Source organism: Pantoea sp. Ae19-2, from assembly GCF_059801205.1.
Genome location: NZ_JBCHWE010000001.1, coordinates 474,167 through 491,865 on the forward strand (window position 1 = coordinate 474,167; position 17,699 = coordinate 491,865).

A 17,699-nucleotide genomic window follows, 5' to 3' on the forward strand; every position below is an offset into this window, starting at 1 on the left:
GAAGTGTAATGCATGATTATTGTTTTGATTCTTTAAAGTTGCAACGTATTGATTTGTTTATTAAATTGGTCGCTGCTAGTAATTGCGACGAGGAAGAAAAAAGCATGGCTATCCAGTGGGTGTCCGAACTGACCGACGAATTAATGAAAAAGGTCAGGAGTCACGAATACGCCCGCTCGATTGAAGCTTCAAAGTAAGAAAGGGGGATTGGATGCGCATTGAAATCATGATCGACAAGCATCAAAAGGTCAGCCAGGAAACAATTGAGGCGTTTGAGTCAGAAATCATAAAAAATTTGCAGCCTCAGTATCCAAAAATGGCTATCCGAATCCGCAAAGGCAGTGCAAACGGCGTCGAGCTGTCAGGCTTAAAGCTGGGTGAAGATAAACAAAGCGTGATGGAAATTTTACAGGCCGTTTGGGAAGACGACAGCTGGCAGCACTGATAACCGCGCCAGCGTCAAAAACTGGTTTTTGGCGCTGGCGGGGTTGAACAACGAGCAGTGCGAGGCGTTAGAGAAAATACATAATCAGTTACATACATCAGGCAGGTGTTGTTAACATAGGCCAGAATATTTCTTAGATCATGCCTGTGGGGATTTATGGATAAAGTATTAATTATATTTTCTTTTGCTTGTTTTGTGCTGTTTTTAGTTGGTTTGATTAAACCATCTATTGTAAAAATGAAAGACAGGAAAAGGGCGTCATTAGTTTATTTTGGATTGGGTTTTGTGTCTCTGATTGCAGGCGCTTCTATGCTGCCGGTTACTGATAAAAGAAATGCCGTTGAGAAAACAGAGAGTGTGCAAAAAAGTCAATTTCAATATAATGACTTGAAGTTGTCAGAATATCGTATAAAAGACAAGGATGAGAGACACGCTGTTGTTACAAACTTCATTAATTCAAAATCAATGAACAATAATGAATTAAATAACATGTATGCCTGTCTTAGCGAATACAGTATGACTAAATCTGGTGATTTGCCTCTCGGAACGGTTTTAGACTGGTGCTATAAAGAATTTGAACGCGCACCCTCTGAATTAAGTAAGAAAATTAATTTTGATAATTTTCAGTCAAATATAAGTGCTTGGGATGCTTCATACAGGCCGCTCGAAAAACTGATTAAAGACAGTATGAATGATGAAACGTCATATGAACATGTTTCAACGGCTTACAGTTTCATTCTGAATAATGATCCTCATGCTGTTGTTAAAACCTCTTTTCGTGGGAAGAACGGTTACGGCGCAGTCGTGAAAAATACAGTTACGGCTCGCGTAAATATACAAACGGGTGAAGTGGAAAAAATCACTGACCAAAATTAGGTAAAGGATTTTTTTAGCACCCTCTTTAGGGGGAAAGGTGGTTAGGTATGGGCGGAAAAGACAGCGATTATCGAATTGTCTATCACGGTCAGGTGCTGGAGCATTACAAAGAAGGTGAGTTTATTTTCTTTCAGCGCGCCAAAGAAAGTGGCGGCGGTTACTGGCTGGGGCAGACATTCGACGGTGTTTTTGTATTCACGCTGCCACACCCAACAAAATTTTGGGATGGCTGGGAATACCTGATCAGGTACGCACTCAGGCCGCCGCCGAAAACAAAAGTCATCGAATCCGGTGATAACTTTCCCCTGTTCTGACTATGCGCGCGTGAGTGCATGTCTATGCTGCATGAATCCGCATGATCCCAAAAGGATCGTTTGCTCTCCGGCCCGCCAATACTGGCGGGCTTTTTCGTATAACATGCAGGTGCATGAAAACCACTACATAAAGCGCGCAGGCGTGGCGGGGCTACGAGCGCGCGCCAAGTAGTTGAGCGGCAGATATGTCTTTGTGAACAGTCAAGTCTTGTAGGTTTTTTCAAATGGTTTTCATCATTGATGATTGGAATGATCTTTGTTGTGTAATCTCAAGGCGCTACGTTTGGCAGCTACTTTTTTTGTTAAAATGCCTCTTGCAAGTGATGCCAAGTTGATAAAAAAATTTACCTTTTTAGATGCAATAGCTGTGAAGTAGGTTTAAACTCCGTACGAAGACGGAGGTACAAAAATGACCACATATCGCATGCCTAATCTGACTGCAGCTGAGATCCGTAAAATCGGTAATCAAGCCGTGGCTGATGTTGTAAGCAAGAAAATTACAACTTCTTCCAAAGCAGAAACGCTTGTGACACCCAAAACAAGTCGTTTAACGAGAAATGTTGCTCAGGGCAATATGATTGTTTCTAAGCCTATCAATAAAAATTCTCTTACCCAAAAGGCTATTGAAGGAACAACTATTTCCCCGGCGCAAGGCCGTGGCTATTTTAATGAAGCTTTCAATAAAGCTCGTAAAGGCTAAAAATTAAAGCAATTTAACGCCCCTTAGATGGGGCGTTTTGATTTCTGGTGAGCAATGACGCAAGTTAAGAAATGGGTCTTTACTGAGCTGGTTGAAGATTCTAACGATCCAACGCAGCTAATAGCTTATGCTATGTATAAAGCAGATAAAGATGATCACGCTATTCAATGCAGAACAAAGCAGAATTTGTCTGAGGATGAGATATCAATCGAACTTATTCGCTTTCACGATTCGATAGTTCATTCTGATAGAAAACTCGAAGAATATCGTGAAAAAGCTCACAGGATGATTGATCAGCTTATTGTAGGCGTAAATGAAGGTGTCGGTTTTAGATTTGAAGAATTAATTCGGGACTTAAATAAAATACATGAAAAAGAGATCGCTGCTCTTAAAATAACACATGAAAAAGAATGTAAGCGTATTTGGAAGGATTGGACAGTTAAAGCTGAGAGATTCACAGCACATCTTACCAAAGAGCCTTGGTATATATCTTGGCCGAAAGCTTTTTTAAAGTGGGTTTTTTCAGGTATTCCGGGTTTACTAGCAACTGCTTTTACTACTGCTGTGATAATTGCAGTGGTTGCTATATTTTCAGATAATGGTATAGAGGCCAGTAGGAAAGCTTTACACATAACCATTGATACCCTCATTAAGGACTACCATGGTGTGGATTTACCTTTGAATGAATCGAATCCAAAGTTAACTAAGCCCCCATGATGAGGGGCTTTATTTATACACATGCTGAAAATAGTCTTTCAAGGATGGATTTTTAGTTATTAGCCACTTTTTGAAATATCAGAGAAAGCAAAATCTAAGGTGTAAGGTTCAAAACGCATCACTTCTTCGCCTATCCACTCGTTTAATTCCTCGAGCCTTTTTTGTAGAGGCATCAGTTCATTGCGAACAAATACCCTACTAGCCTTTTCGATATCACCAAACCCCCCTGTATTGTTTGGAATGATTCCCATCAGCTGCGGTGGCACCCGATGCACGGCCAGCATGTCATCCCGCGACACGTTTTTGATATTCAAAAACTCATCTTTGGCCGCCACCTCTGACAGCGGGATGATCTGAATACCGTCTTTTTTGCCGGTCGGTGAATACATAAACAGATTGCGGAAGTTGCCAGGGCCTTTAGCGCTTTTCATTGCCTTGCGCATGGCGTCAACATCTTCCTGATTCTGCGCCGGGTCTGTCACGTACATGATGAAACCGGCGTGACTGCCGTTCAGGTAATACTTTCGGCGAAACAGCGTGGCGGACTCGTTCAGCAGCACGGACGGGATGGCCGACAGGTAACCGGGCAGGCCGTAAACTTCCTGATTAAAGTCCGGCTCCATCAGGTGAAATACGCTGCCTGCCGTAAATTCATAGGGCTGCGTGTTGAGTCCGTACTGCACAAACCAGTAAGCGTCCAAATCCGTGCCGCGTCGCGTGTATTTTGCCAGTGACGGCTCAAGGCTTAAGGTATTGCCGAGGCGTGACGTGCGTCGCTCCAGGTAGGCATTACCAAATACCAGATAATCCTGAGCAAACCGGGTGAAAGCCTGCTGACTTAACAGCGGATGCGGGACAAAGGTACTCGCCAGAATGTTACATTTCACGCTGAGCGCCGAGCTGTGGTGCACAGCCGCGCGGAACGTGCGCGCCAGCCCTTCAAAACTTACGGGCGGCTCATACCAACGGTCATTGATAACGCATTCCACGTAGTCCAGTATTTCGCGGCGATCCAGCACCGGGATCGGGTCGCCAAAGGTAAACGCCTCTGCAGCCGGTGCGCCCGTCATGTTGTCCTGTCGCGGCACGGGCTGCGTGCGTGCGCGGTTTCTGCGTTTGCTCATTAAAACATCTCCATAATGTTGCGTTTACCTGCCGCCTCGCCCTGTAGCGGTTCGTTAGCCAGTGCGTGCATGATCGCCCAGGCTAAATCCGCGTGGCTGGCTTCTTCGCTGCGGCTGGCTTCGTAGGTTGGGCGGTTGCCGCTGGCCGTGGTGGCGCGGCGGATTGCCATAAATGACTGCGCGATGTCGAGGTGTCCGGCGTCAAACTCCAGGCGCTGATGGCTGATGATGTCGTAAGCCTTGAGCACCAGGGCGTTTTTGACGTTGGGGTTATAAACAAACTCTTTAACCTGGGGGAAAAATGCCTTCACGTTTTCATAGACGCCGAGGCCAACGCCGGTCGAGTCAATGCCGATGTAGGTCACGTTGTACTGTTTTGTCAGCGCCTTAATGGCATCGGCCTGCGCGCGGAAGTCCATTCCGCGCCACTGGTGCCGCTCAAGGATACGGAACTTACCGCCCGACACGGCAGGCGGCGCGATAACCACACAGCCCGCGCTGTCGCCGTTTTGCGTGCCTTTGGCCGGGTCATATCCGATCCACACTTCGTTATAGGCAAAGGGGCGCAGGGCAAAGGCTTCGAAGTCCTTCCACACATCCCAGCTGTCTACCATGCACGACTGCAGCATGGTCAGCGGGAATACCGACGCCAGATCGTCCACAAACTCACACATCAGCAGGTTCTGGTATTCCGGCGGACTGTATTCAAGGCGCAGCTGGTCGAGGTCAAAGAGGTTACAGCCACCGCTTACGGCATCCTCAATCGTGACAATCTGGCGATACTGGCCGTCGTCGCAGTACCGGCCCCGTGAAAGGTTGCCGTGCGTCAGATCGATGTCAACGCGCTCCGCTTTGGCGCGCCCACGATTGAACAGGGCGCCAGACCAGAACGGATAGGCGCTGTGCGTAAGGCTGGACGGCGTGGAAAAATAGGTCTGTCGCCATTTTTTATGCAGCGCCATGCCCGACGCCACTTTGCGCAGTTCCTGAAATCTCGGTATCCAGAAATATTCATCCAGGTAAAGGTTGCCGTGATAACTCTGCGCGGTGCGGGCGTTAGTACCGAGGAAATACAGACATGCGCCGTTAGCCAGCGTCATCGGGTCGCCTTTCAGGTCAACGTCAGCCTCGCGTGCAAACTCAATAATGTACTGTTTGAAAACGTGCGCCTGCGCCTTACTGGCGGATAAAAATATCTGGTTGCGCCCGGTGGTCAGCGCATCGATCAGCGCCTCGCGGGCAAAATAGAAGGTCGCACCAATCTGGCGCGACTTGAGAACGTTCCTGATGCGGTGCTTGTTTCCGGCTTCCCACCAGTTGCGCTGATAGCCGAACATCGAGGCGTGAAAAATTTCCTGTAACTTTTCGATCTGCTCGTCGCTGAAAACGTTCTTTTCCGGTGGCGTGCGCGGCCCTTTGTTGCGGTTTGCCACTTTAGGATTGAGATCGGCCTCATTGCCGCCGTTGTTGAATTTGCCAATGCGCGCCTGCTGCACAGCCTGACGGCTTAACAGGTCAATTTCCTTGTAATCCTTCCCTTCTTTGTCCTCTTTCATGACCAACTGTGTGTAGCGCGCGGCAGTGGTGAGCTGCATCTGGTCAAGCGGGCCATAGTCGCCCCACCTGTCGCGTTTTTTCCAGCTGTGAACGGTTGCGGGTTTCTCTCCCAGCATTTCAGCAATGCGGGCGATGCGGTATCCCTGAAAGAACAGAAGCAAAGCCTGTCTGCGGGGATCGAGGTCTGCGGGGGCGATTGTCGTTGTCATGGCCCCAAAATACGGCCCGCCCGTTTCCTTTTCCGCCGCCCGTGATTGTGTGAATTACGGTACAACGCCGCCGCGTTGTTTCAGTACCCCTCTCGCCGCAAACATAGGGACTCACAGAGTTTTTCAAACCGGAGCCTGGCACATGACAGTAGCTGCAAAGCGTTTCCGAATCGGGGTGGAAGGTGCCACTACCGACGGGCGCGAAATTTCCCGCGAATGGCTGGTACAGATGGCCGACGCCTATAACCCGTCGGTTTACACCGCCACGATTAATCTGGAGCACTTAAAGTCATACGCACCAGACAGCACCTTTAACCGCTACGGCACGGTGAGTGCACTGGTCGCGGAAGAAATCAAAGACGGCCCGCTGGCCGGAAAAATGGCCCTGTATGCCGACATCCTGCCGACGGGTTCACTTGTCGAGCTGGTTAAAAAAGGTCAGAAACTTTTTACCTCAATGGAGGTGAATACCAAGTTTGCCGACACCGGCAAGGCGTATCTGGTCGGCCTGGCCGCAACCGACGATCCGGCAAGCCTCGGCACTGAAATGCTGCAGTTCAGCGCAAGCGCTGCCAAAAACCCCCTGACAAACCGCAAGCAGCACCCGGACAACCTCTTTACCGCCGCCGCTGAGACCGTGATCGAGCTGGAAGACGTGCCGGAGGCAAAGCCCGCTCTGTTTAAGCGTATTCAACAAATGTTCAGCAGGCAGCAGCAGACCGACGACGCGCGTTTCAGTGATGTTCATCAGGCCGTCGAGCTGATTGCCAGCGAACAGCAGAGCTACAGTGCAGCCAATGACAAGGCCGTCAGCGAGCAGGCAGAGCGCATTGTTGCTCTGGAATCGCAGTTGCAGGAAACACAGTCCGCGTTTGCCGAACAGCAGACCGAATTTAACGAACTGAAAGCGCAGCTGAGCCAGGAAGACGGCCGCAAAGACTTTCGCCAGCGCGCACCGGGCGGTACTGCACCCGCTGCCACCCTGACCAACTGCTAAAGGAGCAGCAAATCCCATGAAAAAAACTACCCGTTTTGCTTACAACGCCTATTTAACCCAACTGGCGAACATCTACAGCGTGCCGGTTGACGAGCTGTCCACCAAGTTTGCCGTAGAGCCGTCCGTGGCGCAGAAGCTGGAAGACACCATTCAGCAGTCAGCCGCATTCCTGACGCTGATTAACGTTATCGGTGTGCAGGAGCAGTCCGGCCAGCTGCTCGGCCTCGGCGTCGGTAGCTCTATCGCAGGCACAACCGATACCAGCGCCAAAGATCGTGAGCCAACCGATCCGAGTGCGATGACCGAAACCGAATACAAGTGCGAGCAGACCAACTTTGATACGGCCATTACCTACGCGAAGCTGGACCTGTGGGCAAAATTCCAGGATTTCCAGGTACGTATCCGTGACGCCATCGTGAAGCGCCAGGCGCTGGACCGCATCATGATCGGCTTTAACGGCATCAAGCGCGAAAAGACATCCGATCGCGTCAAAAATCCGATGCTGCAGGACGTTAACAAAGGCTGGCTGCAGAAGCTGCGCGAAGATGCGCCTGATAACGTCATGGGCAGCGAAACCAAAGACGGCGTAACCACGGCTAAAACGGTCAAGGTCGGCATCAAAGGCACCTATGCCAACCTTGACGCGCTGGTGATGGATGCCGTTAACGAGCTTATCGATCCCATCTTCCAGGACGATGACGAACTGGTGGTTATCTGTGGCCGCGAGCTGCTGGCCGACAAATATTTCCCGCTGGTCAACAACGGGCAGGACAACGTTAACAAGCTGGCCGCCGATCTGATTATCAGCCAGAAACGCATGGGCGGGCTGCAGGCGGTGCGTGCGCCTTACTTCCCCGCCAATGCGGTGATGATTACCCGTCTCGATAACCTGTCGATTTACTGGCAGGAAGACACCCGCCGCCGCTCGGTCATCGACAATCCGAAGCGTGACCGTATCGAAAACTTCGAGTCGGTCAACGAGGCGTACGTGATCGAAGACTACCGCTGTGCCGCGCTGGTCGAAAATATCGAAATGGGTGACTTCACGGCACCGGCCACCACCGGAACGGGAGAGTAATCCATGAGCCTGAGTCCCGCACGGCAGCACCGTTTGCGTGTTCAGGCTGAACAGGCCGCCCTTGAGGGCGGCAGTGTTCGCCACGCCAGCGGCTACGAGCTGATGCTGCTGCAACTGACCGAAGACCGCCGACGCCTTAAGGGCGTTCAGTCCAATGCCAAAAAAGCGGAAATCAAAGCCGAAGTCCTGCCGAAATATGCCGCCTGGGTCGATGGCATCCTGAGCGCCGACAGCCCGAATCAGGATGACGTGGTGATGTATGTGATGCTGTGGCGCATTGATGCCGGTGATTATGCCGGTGCGCTGACCATTGGCCGCCATGCCCTTAAACACGGCTGGGTAATGCCGCAGGGATTCAGTCGTAACGTGCAGACGCTGCTTGCCGAGGAAATGGCCGACGCCGCCAAAGCCGCCATTCTGGCAGAAACACCGTTTGATGCTGACCTGCTGCTGCAGACGCTGGACGCCGTGAACGGGCAGGACATGCCGGATCAGTCACGCGCGCGCCTGCATAAATCCACTGGCTGGGTACTCACCGAAAACGAGCCTGAGCTGGCGCTGAATCACCTTAAGCAGGCCCTGCAGCTGGATGAAAAGTGCGGGGTGAAAAAAGACATTGAGCAGCTGGAGCGGAAAATCCGCAAAGACAGCTGATAACCGAACGTGCCCACGCGCGGGGCGGCACGGGTGGCGACAGGCAGCGCCGCATCAAAACCCCGTCCACCGCCCACCTATTCAGGAGCAGTAATAATGGATTTTGTATCATCCGAGCAGCCCAAGGTTGCATCAGTGCAGTGGCCCGTTGCGCCGGTGATTATCCCCAATAACTCATTCTGGCCGGACATGGATTTGCAAAAATTCCGTAGTGCGATGCGCGTTGACGGCACCGTGACACCTGACCGGCTTAAACAGGTGGTGCTGACCGCCATTGCAGAAATTAACGCCGAGCTTTACCCGTGGCGTGAGCGGCAGGAAATGAAAGGCTATAACGCACTGGCCGACGTACCCGCCGAGAAGCTGGCAGGGCAGAGCGTGCGCCTGCACCACTATGAAAGCGCCGTCTGGTGCTGGACGCGGGCGGTACTCAACGAGCGTTACAGCGACTTTGACGCCACCGCCTCCGGCGTGAAGCGTGGCGAGGTGCTGGAAGATGCCAGCGCCGAACTGTGGCGGGATGCGCGCTGGGCCATCAGCCGCGTGCAGGATCTGCCGCACTCCGTAATAGAGCTTATTTAATGAAAGTGCGTGCGCAGCAGTATGACACGGTAGACGCACTTTGCTGGCGTCACTACGGGCGCACGCAGGGGCTGTCCGAGCGTGTGTTACAGGCCAATCCGGGGCTGGCGGAATACGGCCCCACCTTACCCCACGGTTTAGAGGTCGAGCTGCCGGACGTTGCGCCCGCAGCCACGGCGCAGACCGTGCAGCTATGGGACTGAATCATGTGGGAAAGAATCAGCACGTTTATTACCTGGTCGATGGCCGTTTTTATGGCATGGCTGGGCGACTTATCGGTTAAAGACGTTTCAACGTGGGCCGGGCTGATTATCGGCATCGGCATGGCGCTGATCAGCTGGTACTACAAGTACAAAACCTACCAGTTACTGGCAAGCGGGCGCATCACACGGGAGGAGTATGAATCTGCAAACCGTTAAACGCTGCGCCGTCGGCGCGGTGCTAGCCATCGCCGCCACACTGCCGGGCTTTCAGCAGCTGCACACCTCGGTTGAGGGGCTGAAACTGATTGCCGATTACGAGGGCTGCCGCCTTAAACCGTACCTGTGCGATGCGGGCTTGTGGACAGACGGGATCGGCAACACACAGGGCGTGGTGCCCGGCAAAAGCATCACCGAGCGGCAGGCCGCCGGGACGTTTATCACCAATGTGTTACGTGTTGAGGCGGCACTGGCACGCTGCGTTGCGGTTTCCATGCCGCAGCAGGTTTATGACGCGCTGGTGTCGCTGGCGTTTAACGTTGGCACCGGCAACGTGTGCGCATCAACCATGGTGAAACTCATTAAGGTCAGCCGGTGGCGCGATGCCTGTTATCAGCTGCCGCGATGGGTGTACGTGAAAGGCGTGTTTAATCAGGGGCTGGATAACCGGCGCGGGCGCGAGCTGTCATGGTGCCTGAAAGGGGCGGCAGCATGATGCGCGCCGTTGTGGTGACCTGCTTTGTGCTGCTGCTGGTGACGGCCGGGCTGCTGTCGTGGCAGCTGCACAGCGCAAACAGGACTATCGGCACGCAGGCGGCAGAGCTGGCCGCTAAGGATAAAAAGCTGAGCCAGAAAAACAGCCAGCTGATGGCGGTCAGCATCCTGGCACAGAGCAGCAACCTTGCACAGACGCAGCTGTATTCGGCGGCTGAGAAAAACAACGCACTGCTGCGCCAGCGGCAGCGCCAGATTGAGGATCTGAAACGTGAAAATGACGCCCTTCGCCGCTGGTCTGATACCCCTCTGCCTGATGCTGCTGTCCGGCTGCGCCAGCGACCGGCCATCACCGGAGGTGAATCTTACCGTCAGTGGCTGTCCCAGAATAACCCGCTGCCAGCTGGGGCCGTCGGCGGCGCGCACTAACGGCGATCTGCTGGCCCTGCTGGACGAAACCGAAACCGCCTGGGCGGCCTGCGCCGACAAGGTGGACACAATAGTAACCTGCCAGGAAAAAGACGATGAACAAGCCGCAGTCCTTACGCGAGGCCCTGAATGACGCCATTCCTTACCTGCAGCAAAACCCTGACAGGTTTCACCTGTTTGTGGACAAAGGGGCATCAGTCGGGACTGTTGCCGCCTCGCTGTCGTGGGAATACCGCTACACGCTTAACGTCATCGTTACGGACTTTACCGGCGATCAAAACCTGCTGATGGCAGCGGTGATGTACTGGCTGCGCACCAACCAGCCCGACGCGCTGCAGAACCCTGACGAGCGTGAGCAGCTTTGCACGTTTGAGGTGGACATTCTCGGCAACGGTGCCTGTGACATCAGCATTAATCTAAAGCTGACAGAACGTGTTATCGCCGAGGAAGTCAACGGCGTGACAGAGGTCAGAGCCGTGCCGGAGCCGGGCAACCCTTTTGAAACGGACGAAGCCTGGACGGTGAGCCGTGGATAATCTGCACGAGGTTGACGCCTGGCTGGATGCGCTGCTGGCAAAGCTGGAACCGGCAGAGCGAAAAAAGATGCTGCGCGAGGTGGCGCGCGACGTGCGGCGGATTCAGCAGGGCAACATGACGGCACAGCGTGCGCCAGACGGCAGCGCGTGGGAACCGCGACGCGTATCGGCCAGGACAAAGCCGGGGCGCATTAAGCGCAAGATGTTTGTGAAGCTGAAAACCTCAAAGTACTTGAAAACAAGAGCAACCGGCGACACTGCAGAGGTAGCTTTTGTGCCTGCCGTGCAGCGTCTGGCGCGTGTACACCATTTTGGCCTGCGTGACCGAGTAGGTAGGCGCGGCATTATGGCAAGGTATGCCGAGCGTCCTTTGCTCGGATTTGAAAAAGAAATAGATAAGATAGTGAACAATATCCTTTTTCGCTGGGTGAATGAAATTAGAAGTTGATAAATATTAAATCAATAGCTTTTTTTTACACAGTACTACGAGTTCACAATATATTTTATGTAGTTCACCACTTAACTCATTTGCTTTTTTAACGTTGTTAATGGTCCCATCCGACCAATCCCAATCATGCGCTCTTTCGTCATCTGTCGGGATGCTTAATAAAGGTGTGGCGCGAATGTAACCTGCTGCTAAGGCCAGCAGTTTAATGAAAGTATCAGCTTTATCATGAAACTCCTTGAATTTACTCTGAATTTCTGAATCATGAAAGTGCTGATCTGGCCTACCCCATTGATAGGTGAATTTTTCAATATCATCAAGTTGGTGTTTATGAAATGGAAACCCGAAATCCTGCTCCTTAAGGAAAGCGATTGATGGGGAGTTAGGAGGTAATATGGATTTGAAGCTTTCATATAATTTTAAATCTGCATTGAGTTTTCTGTCGTTGATTTCCTTTTGGTGATTAATTATATTTTTATTTCGTGCTGTTCTAATGCTTTCATTATATATTTCCCTATAAATTTGGAGTGCTTTTATTATTAAGTGATAAGTCAGGCCAGAGATAATTAATGTTATTGCTGAGCCAGTGCTAGGTGTAAAGTCTCCAATGTCAATAATTTTAACATGGCTATTGGTTTTGTTGTTATAAAAGTCAATTGTTAAGTTTAGAAACATAATGTATATAGGTGCAGGCATTAGTAAGATTGCAGTGCCTACGTAAATAAGGAGCCAAGTGACTTTATTGCTAAATTCTGGGAATGCTTTATTTATAAGTTTCTCAAGCAAAATTTTTGCGGTTGATTTCAATTTTTTTTCCTTAAGGATGCCGTTACAGTGATTTCAAGGAGAACAATAATACGTGAATAGATGCGATTTCAATACAGTATTATGTTTATAATCAAAAGATTTCACCGAAATTTTGTGTGTTTTTACAAATCCTGTCATCGACTAAGAATGTACCCGTAGCCAATCCGGTAAATTGAATCTCCCGGATAAAAGCGGGCAAGCTTGAAACAGAGCACATTAACTGACTTACCCTCGCAACGATATCAAGCGCACATTTTTGCTGTCCATACTTATCGAGCAGGAATTTTCACTCAATTAGCTCTGTTGTTTTTCAGTGCATCAATTGCGGCAAGTAATATTTTTTCTTGAGGTAGGTTGGGGGTTTTTTCAAAGGTTATGTTATGTTTTCGCAAGTTATCTAAAATAGAATTAAACTCTTCATTATTACCTTTACTTAGAACAAAGGCTATTTTTTGATTCTCAAAGTCTGTCCCTAGTTGCATATAATATTTCGTAAAAACCAAAATTGCTTTCATGACGAAACCTATGAATATCATAAGTGACAAACTGAGAAGTACAGAGGCTATGGAGTCTGCTATTTTAGCTGAGGTAGTGTCTCCCAACCATATACGGTCTCCTAGCTGAATGCTGTTTTCATCAAGAGTGCCACTAGGGGGGGTTCTTTCACTTTGACTGTTTTTAAATCCTGCCATTGAGCGTGTAGCGAATCTTAAATACTCTTCAAGCTGGTTTTTTTCTTTTGCTCCGCTACTCATTATGCCGTTGATGAATTTGGTTAAGGGAGCATCCTCGTTATTCTTTGTATAAAAGATACCTAAGAAAACAAGTGTGAGAGCAATTATTAGGACGTATATTAACGTGATTATTGTTATTCTTGCACTCTTGGCTCTTTTGTTAAGGATGTCGAGGATTTCATCATAATCGCTAGGTTTAATGCTTTCGCTTAATTTCATTTTCATCTTCCAACATTAAAAAATTCAATAATTTCTGAGGGTTTGTTACCCAATTATTGTGTCATTCGCCTTACAAAATCAATAGATTCTTTATTAGTTCATGACGTGAGAAGTTTAATGCCATGAACTTACATCTAACTGAAATCATGCGCCTCATCACCAACCTGATCCGCACCGGCACCGTGTCCGAAGTCGATCCGGTTAACTGGCTGTGCCGGGTGAAAACGGGCGACCTCGAAACCAACTGGATTAACTGGCTCACCCTGCGCGCTGGTAACACGCGCACATGGTGGCAACCCACCGTCGGCGAACAGGTCATTTTGCTGAGCATGGGGGGCAACCTTGAAACCGCCTTTGCGCTGCCCGCGATTTATTCCGATACATTCCCGCCGCCGGATTATTCAGAGAGCGGCAGCACCACGCAGTTTAGCGACGGTGGTTTTTTTCAGTACGAACCAGCAACCGGCCAGCTGCTGATAAAGAACATCAAAAGCCTGCGCATTGAAGCGGCGGACGGCATTCAGCTGCTTACCGAGACTTTCGGCGTTGAGGCCAGTAAAACAACCCTCAACAGCGACGCGGCCATAAACGGCGCACTGACGCAGGGCGGCGGTGATATGAGTTCTAACGGCGTCGTGGTGCATACGCATCAACACGGCGGCGTTAAGTCCGGCACTGACACATCAGGAGGCCCGGCGTGATGTATCTCGGCATGAACCGCGACACCGGCAAAGCGATTACCGATATCGATCACATTCGCCAGAGCGTCAGCGATATCCTGCTGACCCCGGAGGGCAGCCGCCTGGCGCGCCGCGAATACGGCTCAATGCTTTCCGCGCTCATCGACCAGCCGCAGAACGGCGTCACCCGTATGCAGGTCATGGCGGCAGCCTACACCGCACTGAGCCGCTGGGAGCCGCGCATCCGGCTGATTTCAGTGAATTTCATAACGGCTTATGACGGTTCAATGGCCGTTGAGATAAACGCACAGCGTGCCGACGGCTCGCCGCTGGCAATGACCATCCCAACGGGGGTAAACCGTGGCAGTAATTGACTTATCGCAGCTTCCCGCGCCGGAAGTCATTGAGGTGCCGGACTTTGAAGCGCTGCTGGCCGAACGTAAAGAAAACCTGATAGCGCTGTATCCGGCTGAAGAACAGGCCGCCATGCGCAGCGTGCTGGCGCTGGAGTCCGATCCGCTGGTCAAGTGCCTGCAGGAAAACGTCTACCGCGAAATTCTGTTACGCCAGCGCATTAACGAGGCCGCGCAGGCGGTCATGGTGGCCTATGCGCTCGGCACCGATCTGGACCAGCTGGCGGCCAACAACAACGTTAAGCGCCTGACCATCACCCCGGCCAACCCTGACGCCGTGCCGCCGGTTGCCGCAGTCATGGAGTCTGACGACGATTTACGCCTGCGCGTGCCGGGGGCGTTTGAGGGGCTGAGCGTGGCCGGGCCGACGGCGGCGTATGAGTCTTACGCCAAAAGTGCCGACGGGCGCGTGTCTGACGTCTCGGCAACGAGTCCCGCCCCGGCACAAGTGCTGATAACCGTGCTGAGCCGTGAAAACAGCGGCGCAGCAACGGACGATTTACTGAATGCAGTGAACATCGCCTTAAATGCCGAAACCGTGCGCCCGGTGGCGGACCGCGTGACGGTGCAGGCCGCAACGATATTCGATTATCAGGTAAAAGCCACGCTGCACCTGTTTGACGGCGTGGCCGCCGCCCCGTGTCTGGAGGCCGCACAGGCCGCAATGGCCGCTTACCTGACCGACCAGAAAAAGCTGGGCCGCAGTGTGCGGCGCGAGTCTTACGGGGCGGTGCTGCGCGTTGCGGGCGTGGACTGGGTGGAAATCACCGAACCGGCGCAGGACATCATTCTGGACCGCACGCAGGCGGGCAACTGCACGGCGGTGGCCGTCAGCGTTGCCAGCGATAACGGGGGTAAATGATGAGTCAGAGCCTGTTACCGCCCGCATCCTCGGCGCTTGAGCGCAGGCTGGCCGAGGCGTGCAGCGGCATCAGCGGGCTGGACGTGCCGCTGCGCGACCTGTGGAACCCTGCCGCCTGTCCGGTGTGGTTTCTGCCTTATCTCGCCTGGTCATTCTCGGTTGACCGCTGGGATGAAGCCTGGGCGGAAAGCGTCAAGCGGCGCGTGGTGATGGATGCGTTTTACATCCATCAGCATAAGGGCACCATCAGCGCCGTGCGCCGCGTGGTGGAGCCGTTCGGCTTCCTGATCCGCGTGCTGGAGTGGTGGAAAACCGGCGAAGCGCCCGGCACGTTTCGCCTGGATATCGGCGTGCAGGATAAGGGCATCACCGGGGAAACCTATCTGGAGCTTGAGCGGCTTATCAGCGACGCCAAACCCTGCAGCCGTCATCTGCTGGGCATGTCGATAAACCTGCAGGTCACGGGCGAAACCCGCATTGCGGCGGGCAGCTACGACGGCGACGCCATGACCGTTTACCCCTACATTCCCGAAAACATTTCCGTCAGCGGCGGGCTTTACAGCGGCGCGGCGGTTAACGTTACTGACATGATGGAAATCAGACCATGAGCCAGAAATATTACGCCATAGTGACCAACCTCGGCGCGGCGAAGATTGCCAACGCCGCCGCGCTCGGCACAAAACTGAACATTACGCAGATGGCCGTGGGCGACGGGGGCGGCACGCTGCCGACGCCCGACGCCAGCCAGACAAAGCTTGCTGGCGAGAAGCGCCGCGCGGCCATCAACACGCTGAGCGTCGATCCGGCCAACGTCAGCCAGGTGATTGCGGAGCAGGTTATCCCCGAAACCGAGGGCGGTTTCTGGATCAGGGAAATGGGGCTGTTTGATGCAGACGGCACGCTGATTGCGGTCTGCAACACGCCGGAAACCTACAAGCCCGCCCTGCAGGAGGGCAGCGGGCGCACGCAGACTGTGCGCATGATCCTGATTGTGAACAGCACCGACGCCATTACGCTGAAAATCGACCCGTCGGTGGTGCTGGCGACACGTCAGTATGTGGATGAGGCTGAACTGGAGGTCAGACAGTACGCCGATGAGCAGCTGGTGACGGCAAAGAAATACAGCGATGCCGGGCTGAAAAGTCACACAGAAGCCACCGACCCGCACAGCCAGTACCTGAAAACGGCCAGCGCGCTGAAAGAAATTGTTGACGCCGGGCTGGTCAGTGATGTGCTGAAAAACCTGAGCCTGGATAAATTTATCGCGCTGGCACAGGGCGCGTTACCGCTCAAGGGCGGGACGCTCACCGGCGATCTGAATCTGGACTACGACAATCCATTTACCGGCATTCACCTGAAAAACAAGCGCACGGCCAGCGGTTCGGGAACCGGCATTGATTTTTCATTCGGTGGCGCGATTATGGCCTCGATCATCTGTGGCATAACCGGCAGCGGCGCAAACTATTTTGATTTTGCGCTGTCGCCATCAGGTTCCATAGCCGACCGGCGCGTTAATGCGCTGACGTTTAACGCCGAACAGCGGCGCCTGTTTCTGCAGAACGGCTGGGAGTTGTCCGGTTACACAAAGGGCAGCGACTTTTCGCAGGTGATGAACGATTCGGGCTGGGTGCGCTTTCCGAACGGCACAATCATTCAGTGGTTCTGGGGCAATACCGACGGCAACGGATGGGGGACGGTTAACTGGCCGCTGGGCTGGCCGGTTCGCTGCCACGGCTGCGTCAGCGTCAATATTGCCGGTGATGCCCCCGCGTCTGCCGTGGCAGGCGTCAAGCGTCTGAGTGACAGGGATTTCCAGGTGACGCTGCGCGAGAGCACCGGAGCAACGGTATCAAAGCCATTTTTCTGTATCGGCATCGGGGTGTGACATGAACGAAGGTATTTATTACAGCGCATCAGAAAACACGTTCTTTTTTGAATCACTGCGCGAAAGCTACATTGCGGGAAATTACTGGCCTGATGACCTCAAGCCGGTGGATTACGCAAGCTATCAGACGTTTGCACTGGAAAAACCGGCTGAGGGCAAAATCAGGGCCGCAGATAAAAACGGCCTGCCGCAGTGGGCTGACATGCCGCTGCCAACCGCTGCACAATACCGCCAGATGGCGGATAACGAGAAAGCGCAGCTGATGGTAGCGGCGCAGCAGGCGATCAGCGTCGGGCAGACCAAGCTGTTAATGGGCCGCACACTCACCGATAACGAGCGCGCCAGGCTCAACATCTGGATGGATTATATTGATGCGCTGACCGCCACCGATACCGGCACCGCGCCGGACATCCGCTGGCCGGAAAAGCCCGCATCCTAGTCAGAGGCCCGTTTCGGGCCTTTTTCCTTTGTGTCATTCGCCAGACAATGGCCGCAGGGTGCGCCTGCGCCTCATCCCTTACA

The 17,699-nt window shown here is 52.6% G+C and carries 27 protein-coding genes; 23 read left to right on the top strand and 4 right to left on the bottom strand.

The genetic code is table 11. The features are described from left to right. Positions 1-8: 8 nt before the first annotated feature. The 6 genes from AAIE03_RS02245 (at position 9) to AAIE03_RS02270 (ending at position 3,052) form a co-directional block, all read left to right on the top strand. Entirely contained in the window at positions 9-197 is a 189-nt protein-coding gene (locus tag AAIE03_RS02245) for a hypothetical protein (RefSeq protein WP_498562739.1), read from the top strand. 14 nt (positions 198-211) lie between these two features. After that, the gene (locus AAIE03_RS02250) at positions 212-445 is read left to right on the top strand and encodes a DinI-like family protein (protein WP_498562740.1); all 234 of its coding nucleotides are present in this window, start codon (positions 212-214) and stop codon (positions 443-445) included. A gap of 156 nt (positions 446-601) precedes the next feature. After that, a complete protein-coding gene (locus tag AAIE03_RS02255; RefSeq protein WP_498562741.1) occupies positions 602-1,321 on the top strand; it encodes a hypothetical protein in 720 nt (239 codons plus the stop codon). Positions 1,322-1,368: 47 nt separating this feature from the next. After that, on the top strand, positions 1,369-1,635 hold the full coding sequence (locus AAIE03_RS02260; protein WP_498562742.1) for a hypothetical protein: 267 nt from the start codon (positions 1,369-1,371) through the stop codon (positions 1,633-1,635). 409 nt (positions 1,636-2,044) lie between these two features. Next, a complete protein-coding gene (locus AAIE03_RS02265; protein WP_498562743.1) occupies positions 2,045-2,335 on the top strand; it encodes a hypothetical protein in 291 nt (96 codons plus the stop codon). Between the two features lie 54 nt (positions 2,336-2,389). Beyond that, complete coding sequence (locus AAIE03_RS02270; protein WP_498562744.1) at positions 2,390-3,052, top strand: hypothetical protein; 663 nt, start codon at positions 2,390-2,392, stop codon at positions 3,050-3,052. 59 nt (positions 3,053-3,111) lie between these two features. Here AAIE03_RS02270 and AAIE03_RS02275 read toward each other — a convergent pair whose 3' ends face one another. Beyond that, a complete protein-coding gene (locus tag AAIE03_RS02275) occupies positions 3,112-4,176 on the bottom strand; it encodes a phage portal protein (protein WP_498562745.1) in 1,065 nt (354 codons plus the stop codon). Beyond that, positions 4,176-5,942: a terminase ATPase subunit family protein gene (locus AAIE03_RS02280; RefSeq protein ID WP_498562746.1), complete on the bottom strand. Its 1,767-nt coding sequence runs from the start codon at positions 5,940-5,942 to the stop codon at positions 4,176-4,178. Before AAIE03_RS02280 ends, AAIE03_RS02275 begins: the two co-directional genes overlap by 1 nt. A gap of 142 nt (positions 5,943-6,084) precedes the next feature. Between AAIE03_RS02280 and AAIE03_RS02285 the strand changes: the two genes are divergently transcribed. The 11 genes from AAIE03_RS02285 (at position 6,085) to AAIE03_RS02335 (ending at position 11,580) form a co-directional block, all read left to right on the top strand. Continuing rightward, positions 6,085-6,939 (top strand): GPO family capsid scaffolding protein, encoded by an 855-nt coding sequence (locus AAIE03_RS02285; RefSeq protein ID WP_498562747.1) that lies wholly within the window; start codon positions 6,085-6,087, stop codon positions 6,937-6,939. Positions 6,940-6,955: 16 nt separating this feature from the next. After that, positions 6,956-8,017, top strand: a complete 1,062-nt coding sequence (locus tag AAIE03_RS02290) for a phage major capsid protein, P2 family (RefSeq protein ID WP_498562748.1) — start codon at positions 6,956-6,958, stop codon at positions 8,015-8,017. Between the two features lie 3 nt (positions 8,018-8,020). Next, entirely contained in the window at positions 8,021-8,671 is a 651-nt protein-coding gene (locus AAIE03_RS02295; protein ID WP_455939857.1) for a phage terminase small subunit, read from the top strand. Between the two features lie 96 nt (positions 8,672-8,767). Next, complete coding sequence (locus AAIE03_RS02300; protein ID WP_498562749.1) at positions 8,768-9,253, top strand: head completion/stabilization protein; 486 nt, start codon at positions 8,768-8,770, stop codon at positions 9,251-9,253. Beyond that, entirely contained in the window at positions 9,253-9,456 is a 204-nt protein-coding gene (locus AAIE03_RS02305) for a tail protein X (RefSeq protein WP_013027024.1), read from the top strand. The genes AAIE03_RS02300 and AAIE03_RS02305 overlap by 1 nt, the downstream gene beginning before the upstream one ends. Before the next feature lie 3 nt (positions 9,457-9,459). After that, entirely contained in the window at positions 9,460-9,672 is a 213-nt protein-coding gene (locus AAIE03_RS02310; RefSeq protein WP_498562750.1) for an HP1 family phage holin, read from the top strand. Next, on the top strand, positions 9,653-10,168 hold the full coding sequence (locus tag AAIE03_RS02315; RefSeq protein ID WP_498562751.1) for a lysozyme: 516 nt from the start codon (positions 9,653-9,655) through the stop codon (positions 10,166-10,168). Before AAIE03_RS02310 ends, AAIE03_RS02315 begins: the two co-directional genes overlap by 20 nt. Continuing rightward, entirely contained in the window at positions 10,165-10,596 is a 432-nt protein-coding gene (gene lysB, locus AAIE03_RS02320; RefSeq protein ID WP_498562752.1) for an Rz-like lysis system protein LysB, read from the top strand. Before AAIE03_RS02315 ends, lysB begins: the two co-directional genes overlap by 4 nt. Further along, a complete protein-coding gene (gene lysC / locus AAIE03_RS02325) occupies positions 10,484-10,729 on the top strand; it encodes an Rz1-like lysis system protein LysC (protein WP_498562753.1) in 246 nt (81 codons plus the stop codon). Before lysB ends, lysC begins: the two co-directional genes overlap by 113 nt. Further along, positions 10,692-11,132: a phage tail protein gene (locus tag AAIE03_RS02330; RefSeq protein ID WP_498562754.1), complete on the top strand. Its 441-nt coding sequence runs from the start codon at positions 10,692-10,694 to the stop codon at positions 11,130-11,132. The genes lysC and AAIE03_RS02330 overlap by 38 nt, the downstream gene beginning before the upstream one ends. Next, complete coding sequence (locus tag AAIE03_RS02335; RefSeq protein ID WP_498562755.1) at positions 11,125-11,580, top strand: phage virion morphogenesis protein; 456 nt, start codon at positions 11,125-11,127, stop codon at positions 11,578-11,580. Before AAIE03_RS02330 ends, AAIE03_RS02335 begins: the two co-directional genes overlap by 8 nt. A 6-nt stretch (positions 11,581-11,586) precedes the next feature. Here AAIE03_RS02335 and AAIE03_RS02340 read toward each other — a convergent pair whose 3' ends face one another. After that, on the bottom strand, positions 11,587-12,384 hold the full coding sequence (locus AAIE03_RS02340) for a hypothetical protein (protein ID WP_498562756.1): 798 nt from the start codon (positions 12,382-12,384) through the stop codon (positions 11,587-11,589). 290 nt (positions 12,385-12,674) lie between these two features. After that, positions 12,675-13,337, bottom strand: a complete 663-nt coding sequence (locus tag AAIE03_RS02345) for a hypothetical protein (RefSeq protein WP_498562757.1) — start codon at positions 13,335-13,337, stop codon at positions 12,675-12,677. A gap of 122 nt (positions 13,338-13,459) precedes the next feature. Between AAIE03_RS02345 and AAIE03_RS02350 the strand changes: the two genes are divergently transcribed. The 6 genes from AAIE03_RS02350 to AAIE03_RS02375 are packed head-to-tail and all read left to right on the top strand — an operon-like array spanning position 13,460 to position 17,616. Next, a complete protein-coding gene (locus tag AAIE03_RS02350; RefSeq protein WP_498562758.1) occupies positions 13,460-14,038 on the top strand; it encodes a phage baseplate assembly protein V in 579 nt (192 codons plus the stop codon). Then, complete coding sequence (locus tag AAIE03_RS02355) at positions 14,038-14,391, top strand: GPW/gp25 family protein (protein WP_498563158.1); 354 nt, start codon at positions 14,038-14,040, stop codon at positions 14,389-14,391. The genes AAIE03_RS02350 and AAIE03_RS02355 overlap by 1 nt, the downstream gene beginning before the upstream one ends. Further along, positions 14,378-15,292 (top strand): baseplate assembly protein, encoded by a 915-nt coding sequence (locus AAIE03_RS02360; protein WP_498562759.1) that lies wholly within the window; start codon positions 14,378-14,380, stop codon positions 15,290-15,292. Before AAIE03_RS02355 ends, AAIE03_RS02360 begins: the two co-directional genes overlap by 14 nt. Continuing rightward, a complete protein-coding gene (locus AAIE03_RS02365; RefSeq protein WP_498563159.1) occupies positions 15,292-15,900 on the top strand; it encodes a phage tail protein I in 609 nt (202 codons plus the stop codon). The genes AAIE03_RS02360 and AAIE03_RS02365 overlap by 1 nt, the downstream gene beginning before the upstream one ends. After that, entirely contained in the window at positions 15,897-17,177 is a 1,281-nt protein-coding gene (locus AAIE03_RS02370) for a phage tail protein (protein WP_498562760.1), read from the top strand. The genes AAIE03_RS02365 and AAIE03_RS02370 overlap by 4 nt, the downstream gene beginning before the upstream one ends. Position 17,178: 1 nt before the next feature. Beyond that, complete coding sequence (locus tag AAIE03_RS02375) at positions 17,179-17,616, top strand: tail fiber assembly protein (RefSeq protein ID WP_498562761.1); 438 nt, start codon at positions 17,179-17,181, stop codon at positions 17,614-17,616. The last annotated feature ends 83 nt before the right edge of the window (positions 17,617-17,699 follow it).

Coding starts and splice junctions, on each gene's coding strand:
- AAIE03_RS02260 (WP_498562742.1), top strand. CDS start 1,369: ATGGGCGGAAAAGACAGCGATTATCGAATTGTCTATCACGGTCAGGTG.
- AAIE03_RS02255 (WP_498562741.1), top strand. CDS start 602: ATGGATAAAGTATTAATTATATTTTCTTTTGCTTGTTTTGTGCTGTTT.
- AAIE03_RS02375 (WP_498562761.1), top strand. CDS start 17,179: ATGAACGAAGGTATTTATTACAGCGCATCAGAAAACACGTTCTTTTTT.
- AAIE03_RS02305 (WP_013027024.1), top strand. CDS start 9,253: ATGAAAGTGCGTGCGCAGCAGTATGACACGGTAGACGCACTTTGCTGG.
- AAIE03_RS02365 (WP_498563159.1), top strand. CDS start 15,292: ATGAGTCAGAGCCTGTTACCGCCCGCATCCTCGGCGCTTGAGCGCAGG.
- AAIE03_RS02265 (WP_498562743.1), top strand. CDS start 2,045: ATGACCACATATCGCATGCCTAATCTGACTGCAGCTGAGATCCGTAAA.
- AAIE03_RS02270 (WP_498562744.1), top strand. CDS start 2,390: ATGACGCAAGTTAAGAAATGGGTCTTTACTGAGCTGGTTGAAGATTCT.
- AAIE03_RS02275 (WP_498562745.1), bottom strand. CDS start 4,176: ATGAGCAAACGCAGAAACCGCGCACGCACGCAGCCCGTGCCGCGACAG.
- AAIE03_RS02300 (WP_498562749.1), top strand. CDS start 8,768: ATGGATTTTGTATCATCCGAGCAGCCCAAGGTTGCATCAGTGCAGTGG.
- AAIE03_RS02330 (WP_498562754.1), top strand. CDS start 10,692: ATGAACAAGCCGCAGTCCTTACGCGAGGCCCTGAATGACGCCATTCCT.
- lysB (WP_498562752.1), top strand. CDS start 10,165: ATGATGCGCGCCGTTGTGGTGACCTGCTTTGTGCTGCTGCTGGTGACG.
- AAIE03_RS02280 (WP_498562746.1), bottom strand. CDS start 5,942: ATGACAACGACAATCGCCCCCGCAGACCTCGATCCCCGCAGACAGGCT.
- AAIE03_RS02345 (WP_498562757.1), bottom strand. CDS start 13,337: ATGAAATTAAGCGAAAGCATTAAACCTAGCGATTATGATGAAATCCTC.
- AAIE03_RS02295 (WP_455939857.1), top strand. CDS start 8,021: ATGAGCCTGAGTCCCGCACGGCAGCACCGTTTGCGTGTTCAGGCTGAA.
- lysC (WP_498562753.1), top strand. CDS start 10,484: ATGCTGCTGTCCGGCTGCGCCAGCGACCGGCCATCACCGGAGGTGAAT.
- AAIE03_RS02285 (WP_498562747.1), top strand. CDS start 6,085: ATGACAGTAGCTGCAAAGCGTTTCCGAATCGGGGTGGAAGGTGCCACT.
- AAIE03_RS02370 (WP_498562760.1), top strand. CDS start 15,897: ATGAGCCAGAAATATTACGCCATAGTGACCAACCTCGGCGCGGCGAAG.
- AAIE03_RS02355 (WP_498563158.1), top strand. CDS start 14,038: ATGTATCTCGGCATGAACCGCGACACCGGCAAAGCGATTACCGATATC.
- AAIE03_RS02245 (WP_498562739.1), top strand. CDS start 9: ATGCATGATTATTGTTTTGATTCTTTAAAGTTGCAACGTATTGATTTG.
- AAIE03_RS02310 (WP_498562750.1), top strand. CDS start 9,460: ATGTGGGAAAGAATCAGCACGTTTATTACCTGGTCGATGGCCGTTTTT.
- AAIE03_RS02250 (WP_498562740.1), top strand. CDS start 212: ATGCGCATTGAAATCATGATCGACAAGCATCAAAAGGTCAGCCAGGAA.
- AAIE03_RS02290 (WP_498562748.1), top strand. CDS start 6,956: ATGAAAAAAACTACCCGTTTTGCTTACAACGCCTATTTAACCCAACTG.
- AAIE03_RS02350 (WP_498562758.1), top strand. CDS start 13,460: ATGAACTTACATCTAACTGAAATCATGCGCCTCATCACCAACCTGATC.
- AAIE03_RS02315 (WP_498562751.1), top strand. CDS start 9,653: ATGAATCTGCAAACCGTTAAACGCTGCGCCGTCGGCGCGGTGCTAGCC.